Here is a 6,998-nt window from a genome sequence, read left to right as displayed (position 1 = left end):
AATTGATGTATATATATTAATACGCTACCTCAGATTAGCGACAATAAAAAAACAAGAAAGAATCTCTTTCTTGTTTTATCATCTATATTATTTAACAATTAAATTTGTTATCATATCAAACAATCCAATACATACTACGGCAACAGTAAAGTAGCTACAGAAATCTTTTATTGGTAACTTCACTACTTCTTCTTTACGCATCCCATTCTTCTCCCTTCTTAATATCTCCCTAATTTCTTTTCTATTTCTATTATGCAAAAAATATGACAAGTGAGCCATCGAATTAACTTACGTAAACCTTACAATGTTGTAAGGTTTAAAAAAATAGCCTCATTTCCTATAGAGATGAGGTCTATTCAATAGTTAGTTGGTTTTCAAATATTCATCATTCAGACAGAAAGTTGTATTTTCAAACTTCCTACTCACATTGTAGTAAAGTTCGTACATAACAACTATCGAATTACCTTACACATACATTACAAAACTGTAAGCCTCCTGTAATGTAATTCGATAGTTGCCTTCACAAGTATTTCGTACAATAAAGTCAGAAAGAGCAACAAACACAGTATTGTTACTACTTCATAAAATAAGTAAGGAGAGAGTAAATATGAACAACATCACTTTTAACAAATTAGACGTATTTGGACTTGCTAGCGGTGCAGCTCTTCTTACAACTTTCATTTATGCCGCTGCAATGATTCTCGTATAAAATTGTGTCCCCTTCCCCTTTATATAATAAAGAAAACCCAACCTGTCCCGGTTGGGTTTTCCTGTTAAGCAATGTCTCTTGCCGTAAAACGCCTAATGCCAATCCATGAAAAGATCACTACATTTTACAAAATGTAGTGATCTTTTACCTCATCTCCAAAAGTTTACTTCTCGCCTGCACAGGAATATTTTGAGCCTCAATCTCTACTAATGACTCAGCATAACGTCCTTTTGCAACAACTTTCAACGATTCATTTCTTTTCAACATATGATTTACTGTTTTCTTTATAGTTTGTTCTCTTCCTTTTTCATCGTAAGCAACAAATTCATATTCATACCGGCCATCTCCAATATGCTGGCCGATACTATTCACAACCGTATAGTATTCTTTCGCTTTATAAAACGGATTATATTTATCAATTACTGGTCCAAGCTTTGTTGGTAGCAACAATACAACAACAGCTACCATCGCTATTACCGTAAAAATTATTCTTTTCTTCAAAATTTCCCACCCCAAGGCAGATTCCTCCTCCACACAATATGTGTAGTTTTCTATAAATTTATTTTAAAGAGAGAGAATCAATTCTGCCATCGGATCACCTTACATTCCCCTTACATTTTTGTAAGAATTTAAGTGGGGTTTTATATTATTTTTAACAATTTGTGAACCTAAAAAAACTGTGATAAATATCACACCCCCTATTTTTCAAAACTTTTATAATACAAGTATAAAAATTTGTTAAACATTTCACATTTAAGAGGGGAATGGAAGAAAAAAATATTCGCAGAAGCAGATATTCAATACGCTCACCTTATCTATGCTGCCACGAATCACCATGATATAAATATGATGGTCAAACAGGCTGCACATGATTTTCAATGGGTTAACATTGTAAGTGATGGAACAGAATCCTCTTTCCATACACCAGCAATCATTCGGAATGATGAATATGTTATAAGTGTATCAACTTCCGGTAAAAACCCATCCTTTGCAAAACGAATCAAACAAAAATTAATAGCAAACCTTCCTCAAATATTAAAGCAAAAAAGATGAACGAATCCTCTCGCTCATCTTTTTAACTTGCTTTAAAGCCGCCGCCAAGCACATCTCGTACATCGTGAATAACAACAAATGCACTTTTATCTACTTCGCTAATGACTTGTTTTAATTTCACAAGTTCTTGCTTATTAATAACGACATATAATACTTCTTTATTTTTCCCAGTATATCCGCCGCGTCCTTCTAATATCGTAACACCGCGCGTCATATGCTTCGTAATCGTCTCACGAATTAAATCTGGTTGATTTGATATAATCGTAACCGCTATTTTCGTATTCATTCCTTCTACGACGAAGTCAATTACTTTCGCCCCAATAAATACCGCTACAAGAGTATACATTGCTTTTTCTTGTCCAATAATAAACACAGATCCAGCAATTACAACAATATCAATAATGAGAACGCCTTTTCCAACACTCCAGCCTAAATATTGATTTGCTAATTGTGCTAAAATTGCTGATCCTCCCGATGTACCCCCCGCTCGGAACATACAACCTAATCCGACACCTACAAACACACCAGCAAACAAAGCAGCTAATAGTGTATCGCCATTCACTTGATGTCCGATATGTTCTGTAGCATATAAAAACAAAGATGTTTCCACAATCCCAAGAATTGTGTAAACCATCGTTTTTTTATCAAAGAATTTATAACCAATAGCTAATAGAACAGCATTCAAGGCAAAGTTCACAATCCCTGGTGACCATCCAAATAAATAATACGTAACAACCGTTAGGCCAATTATTCCACCCTCTGATAAACGGTTTGGAATTGCAAAGTAGTTAATACCAATTGCAAACAATAAGGAACCAATTGTAATTAATGCGATCTCTTTCATTCGTTGATTAATCATAGTTTGTACCTCCCCCCATTTGACATTGTATCACTATCTCCTAGAGGTATAGAAGTGGTTTTTATCGTACCCTTTTTCTTATGACAGCTATATTATTATGTTTAAACAAACGTTTGGTTAATTATTCAAGTTTTCTCCAACCTCTTTATACTTTATACTGCTCGTTTCCCCTTACTTACATATGGATGATTATTCAACACCTGTGAAATAGCCGTAACCGAAACACCAGCTAGCTTTGCAAGATCTTTAATATTAGCTAGCCATCTGTTCACTCCCTCCCTTAACATAATGAATTTCATAAACATGTGTAAAATATTCTCATCCTTACATCTTTTTATCGCTTTCTTACAAAAGTGTAATCTTCCTGTAAGCTAATTCGATAGTTACTTCTCTCTATATTTCGTACAATTGAGTCAGAAAGTAACAACAACCATTCGAAAAGGAGCGGATACACATGATGAACAACATCAAAATCAAAACAAACAAATTCATAAATACAATGAGTATGGTTTTATCCGCTCTTATCGATGCAAAATCGGTTGCTACTTCATTAAACAAGTAAGGAGAATTTCAATATGAACACTATTACTTTTAACAAATTAGACTTTATTGGATTAGCTAGCGGCTCGCTTCTTCTTACTGCTTTTATTTACGCTGCTACGCTTCTATAATTTTGTGTCCCTTTCCCCTTTATATAAATAGTAATAGAAAAGACGACCGTCTATGCCCGGTCGTCTTTTCCTATTTTTTGTTTTGTTGCAAAATTTCTTTCAATTCTTCAAATGTTGTATTCAATTGATCCGTCATCATTTTCATAGCAGTTTTTCGATCTACTGCTTCTCCTGCTCCTACTTGAATTGGGTTCCCAAAGATCAGTTGCGCCCTTTTCCCTTTCATCAATTCTTTTACACTCGATGGCCCAATATAAGCTGCCGGTACCAAAGGAACATTAGAGCGCATTGCAATCGTAACAGCTCCTGCTTTTAAAGAAGCATCCTCTGTCGATCTCGTTCCACTTGGAAAAATCCCTACTACTTTACCCTCTTTTAATAAACGAGATGGGATTTTCAATGTACTTGGTCCTGGATTTGCACGATCTACTGGAAAGGCATTTACATTCTTAAAAAACCAATTTGTAAATTTCCCTTCAAACAGTTCCTTTTTCGCCATGTAATGAATTTCCGTTGGATACATCCCTGTCGCTAACATTAAAACATCCATAAAACTTGTGTGCGTACAAGCAACAACATATGGTCCTCCTTCAGGTAATTTTTCTTTCCCCTGAACCTCCACTTTTCCAACAGTCTTAAATATATATTTCAACAAAAATGTAATTGGCTTATACATTTGTTTCGTTCCTTTCTAAACATCCGAATTTTAATCCTATCTATACAGCAATTATAACACTAACCTTTAGTAGTTGGTAATAAAATTAAGTATTAATTATTACAAAAGTGTAACTTTACTGTAAGCTAATTCGATAGTTCCTCTTGCCAGGATTTCATATAATTAAGACAGAAACAAGGGCAACAATCATTCGAAAAGGAGCGGATACGCATGATGAACAAAATGAAAACAAACAAATTTGTAGGCATAATGGGCATGGTGCTATCCGCCCTAATCGATGCAAAAGCTGTTTCTACTACTTTAAACCGATAAGGAGAGATTAGAATGAACAACATTACTTTTAACAAATTAGACTTTATTGGACTTGCAAGCGGCGCAGCTCTTCTTACTGCTTTCATTTACGCACTTGCTCAAGTCCTTGTCTAAAAAACTTTGTTTCCCTGAACCCCTTTATATAGAGAAAAGGCTGTTCGTCCTATGGACAAGCAGCTTTTTTAATTCGTTTCATATATAATTTGGCCTGTTTTACTTATATCGTACCCACCGATTGCTCGTAATTCATTTTGAAAATCTTTAGATTGCAAGATGTCCTTTACCCCTTCAATCAGCTGTTCATTTTCTTTGTTCTTTAAAATAACCAAATCATATTGCTCTTTCATAAGCGGGATAAAATCTACATTTACAATGTGCGCTACCTTTTCTGCCCCTACACCAACGTCAGCCTTTCCGCTAGCAATTTGAGAAGCAACACCAAGATGATTAGATTCTTCCCATTCATACCCACTAATATTTGCTTTATCTAACTTTTGAATGCGTACCTGCTCATCTACTAACACTCGGATGCCTGATCCTTTTTCACGATTTACAAATTGAATAGACGGCTTATCTAAGTCAGTCCATGTCTGTATTCCTTTTGGATTTCCTTTTTGCACATAAAACCCAACGTTTCTCGCTAGTAAATTTATTACGATACATGGTTGTCCAACTAAAATGCGCTTTACGTACGGAACATTATATGTACCAGTTTCACCATCAAATAAATGTAAACTAACAACGCTCCCTTCTCCTTGATACATCTTTACTAAACTCGTTAAACTACCTTGATGTGCTCTTAATATATTAGAATTTGGCAGCCGGTTTTCTATATGTTTGGCTAGCATATCTAACGTTAGTTCTTGTCCACTAATGACGCATGTATTTCCGCTACTCTTCTCTTCCATCTTTACAGGAGATACTTGTACTTTTCCTATTTTCATTTGATTAATATATTGTTCTAAATCCACAGCATCAATGCGCATTTGTCTACCAACCCTATAAGAAGGCAGTTCTCCTTTTTTAATTAAGTCGTACACAGTTAGCTTTGATACCTTTAATCGTTTCGCTACTTCTTCCGTTGTGTAGGAATGATAATCCATAGGCGATTCCTCACTTTCTTCCTTCATTGTAACAAAGAAAAGAATATTTCTCCTATTTTTTCAAACAGTGATATATTTCACATTATATTTAATTATAACTATTTATAATTAAATATAATTAGTTATAATTAATATGGTAAAAAGAAAGGGGATTATATGTATGAACAAATTTACATTACGATTTATTGGGGCATTCATACTTTCTTTCTTTCTCATTTTGAGTAGTGCCTGCACAAATGGGGAAAAGAAAGAAAAAACGAACGCGAAAGAAGAAAAGACAGTTGAACTTACTATATCTGCAGCTGCTAGTTTGCAGGATGCTTTTAAAGAAATCGAAAAACAATATAAGAAGAAAGAACCAAATATTAAACTTTCCTTTAACTTCGGTGGTTCTGGCGCACTTCAGCAACAAATTGAACAGGGCGCTCCTGCTGATTTATTCTTTTCCGCAGCAGAAGATACATTTCAAACACTTGTAAAAAAAGGGATTATCAATGAAAAAGAAGGTAAAAACCTTCTTGGAAATGAGCTCGTTTTAGTTGTTCCAAAAGAAAGTTCTCTTAAAACATTTCAAGAGTTAAAAGAAGATAAAGTGAAAAAATTAGCAATCGGTACACCTGAATCTGTACCGGCAGGAAAATATGCAAAAGCTTCTCTTACACATGAAAATCTTTGGAATGACCTTCAAAATAAAATTGTATTTACAAAAGATGTTCGCCAAGTGTTAACATATGTAGAAACAGGTAATGTAGACGCTGGTATTGTATACAAAACAGACGCTCTCATTTCAGACAAAGTGAAAATTGTCGATGCGGCGCCAGCTAATTCTCATGAACCTATCCACTATCCAGTAGGGGTTATAAAAGAATCGAAACATAAGGAAGAGGCGACTTCATTCTATGAATATTTACAGTCAAAAGATGCACAATCTATCTTTAAAAAATATGGATTTACAATCCTTTCATAACTATTATGGCACTTGATACACTTTGGTCACCTGTTTTTCTTTCTTTACGAGTAGCTGCATGCGCCACCATCATTGTTATGATTTTTGGCACAGTGATTGGACGAGTATTAGCACGCTCCTCGTGGCGTTACAAAGTGCTATTAGAAACCATTTTCTTATTGCCAATGGTACTCCCGCCAACTGTAATTGGTTTCTTTCTCATTATTATTTTTGGGAATAACAGTCCGATTGGAAAATGGATTGAATCATTGTTTCAGCAATCGATTATGTTTACATCTTGGGCTGCTGTTATTGCTTCAACAATTGTTTCATTCCCACTTATGTATCAATCTGCCAAAACAGGATTTTCGATTGCAAATGAACAAATTGAAGACGGTGCTCGTGACCTTGGAGCAAGTGAATATCAAGTCTTTTTACACGTCACACTACCACTTGCATTCCCGGCACTACTGAGCGGTATGATCTTAAGCTTTGTACGAGCACTTGGCGAGTTTGGTGCGACGCTGATGTTTGCTGGAAACATTCCTGGAAAAACACAAACGATTCCAACGGCCATTTATATGGCAATTGATGCAAGTAATATGCAGCTTGCTTGGACACTTGTTATCATAACAGTTAGCATGTCACTCATTTTTTTATTGTGCATTC

Annotated in this window: 9 protein-coding genes and 2 pseudogenes; 6 read left to right on the top strand and 5 right to left on the bottom strand. The window is 35.1% G+C overall.

The annotated features are described in order from the left end of the window. Positions 1–607: 607 nt before the first annotated feature. Positions 608–709 carry a DUF3948 family protein gene (locus V7183_RS09320; protein ID WP_335359295.1) on the top strand — a complete coding sequence of 34 codons (102 nt, stop codon included), beginning with the start codon at positions 608–610 and terminating at the stop codon, positions 707–709. Positions 710–853: 144 nt separating this feature from the next. Here V7183_RS09320 and V7183_RS09315 read toward each other — a convergent pair whose 3' ends face one another. Next, a complete protein-coding gene (locus V7183_RS09315) occupies positions 854–1,210 on the bottom strand; it encodes a YxeA family protein (protein WP_335359294.1) in 357 nt (118 codons plus the stop codon). A 264-nt stretch (positions 1,211–1,474) separates the two neighbouring features. Between V7183_RS09315 and V7183_RS09310 the strand changes: the two are divergent. After that, positions 1,475–1,762: pseudogene (locus V7183_RS09310) on the top strand (NAD(P)-dependent oxidoreductase); the annotation flags it as partial. 22 nt (positions 1,763–1,784) lie between these two features. Here the strand turns inward: V7183_RS09310 and V7183_RS09305 are convergent. Together V7183_RS09305 and V7183_RS09300 are read right to left on the bottom strand one after the other, a co-directional pair. Then, positions 1,785–2,621 carry a YitT family protein gene (locus V7183_RS09305; RefSeq protein ID WP_097894882.1) on the bottom strand — a complete coding sequence of 279 codons (837 nt, stop codon included), beginning with the start codon at positions 2,619–2,621 and terminating at the stop codon, positions 1,785–1,787. A gap of 161 nt (positions 2,622–2,782) precedes the next feature. Next, positions 2,783–2,908 (bottom strand): annotated as a pseudogene (locus V7183_RS09300) (LacI family DNA-binding transcriptional regulator); the annotation flags it as partial. A gap of 288 nt (positions 2,909–3,196) precedes the next feature. On the opposite strand from V7183_RS09300, the gene V7183_RS09295 reads away from it, so the two are divergent. Next, positions 3,197–3,292 (top strand): DUF3948 family protein, encoded by a 96-nt coding sequence (locus tag V7183_RS09295; RefSeq protein WP_335359293.1) that lies wholly within the window; start codon positions 3,197–3,199, stop codon positions 3,290–3,292. A 70-nt stretch (positions 3,293–3,362) separates the two neighbouring features. Here V7183_RS09295 and V7183_RS09290 read toward each other — a convergent pair whose 3' ends face one another. Further along, positions 3,363–3,968, bottom strand: a complete 606-nt coding sequence (locus tag V7183_RS09290; protein WP_097894884.1) for a lysophospholipid acyltransferase family protein — start codon at positions 3,966–3,968, stop codon at positions 3,363–3,365. A 324-nt stretch (positions 3,969–4,292) separates the two neighbouring features. Here V7183_RS09290 and V7183_RS09285 point away from each other — a divergent pair, with 324 nt between their 5' ends. Next, positions 4,293–4,394 carry a DUF3948 family protein gene (locus V7183_RS09285; protein ID WP_335359292.1) on the top strand — a complete coding sequence of 34 codons (102 nt, stop codon included), beginning with the start codon at positions 4,293–4,295 and terminating at the stop codon, positions 4,392–4,394. Positions 4,395–4,462: 68 nt separating this feature from the next. On the opposite strand, the gene V7183_RS09280 is transcribed toward V7183_RS09285, so the two are convergent. Further along, the gene (locus tag V7183_RS09280) at positions 4,463–5,410 is read right to left on the bottom strand and encodes a helix-turn-helix transcriptional regulator (protein WP_335359291.1); all 948 of its coding nucleotides are present in this window, start codon (positions 5,408–5,410) and stop codon (positions 4,463–4,465) included. Between the two features lie 133 nt (positions 5,411–5,543). Between V7183_RS09280 and modA the strand changes: the two genes are divergently transcribed. Next, positions 5,544–6,350, top strand: a complete 807-nt coding sequence (gene modA, locus V7183_RS09275; protein WP_335359290.1) for a molybdate ABC transporter substrate-binding protein — start codon at positions 5,544–5,546, stop codon at positions 6,348–6,350. A 5-nt stretch (positions 6,351–6,355) separates the two neighbouring features. Further along, a partial coding sequence (gene modB, locus V7183_RS09270; RefSeq protein ID WP_335359289.1) for a molybdate ABC transporter permease subunit occupies positions 6,356–6,998 on the top strand: 643 nt, incomplete at its 3' end.

Origin of the sequence: Bacillus sp. JJ1127 (assembly GCF_036965845.1) — a bacterium.
In the GTDB taxonomy this organism is placed as follows: domain Bacteria; phylum Bacillota; class Bacilli; order Bacillales; family Bacillaceae_G; genus Bacillus_A.
This window is presented reverse-complemented; position numbering and strand designations above follow the sequence as displayed.

What these genes read in the sequence shown, in the direction of transcription:
- V7183_RS09280 (WP_335359291.1), bottom strand. Translation starts at nt 5,410, where the DNA reads ATGAAGGAAGAAAGTGAGGAATCGCCTATGGATTATCATTCCTACACA.
- V7183_RS09285 (WP_335359292.1), top strand. Translation starts at nt 4,293, where the DNA reads ATGAACAACATTACTTTTAACAAATTAGACTTTATTGGACTTGCAAGC.
- modA (WP_335359290.1), top strand. Translation starts at nt 5,544, where the DNA reads ATGAACAAATTTACATTACGATTTATTGGGGCATTCATACTTTCTTTC.
- V7183_RS09290 (WP_097894884.1), bottom strand. Translation starts at nt 3,968, where the DNA reads ATGTATAAGCCAATTACATTTTTGTTGAAATATATATTTAAGACTGTT.
- V7183_RS09305 (WP_097894882.1), bottom strand. Translation starts at nt 2,621, where the DNA reads ATGATTAATCAACGAATGAAAGAGATCGCATTAATTACAATTGGTTCC.
- V7183_RS09295 (WP_335359293.1), top strand. Translation starts at nt 3,197, where the DNA reads ATGAACACTATTACTTTTAACAAATTAGACTTTATTGGATTAGCTAGC.
- V7183_RS09320 (WP_335359295.1), top strand. Translation starts at nt 608, where the DNA reads ATGAACAACATCACTTTTAACAAATTAGACGTATTTGGACTTGCTAGC.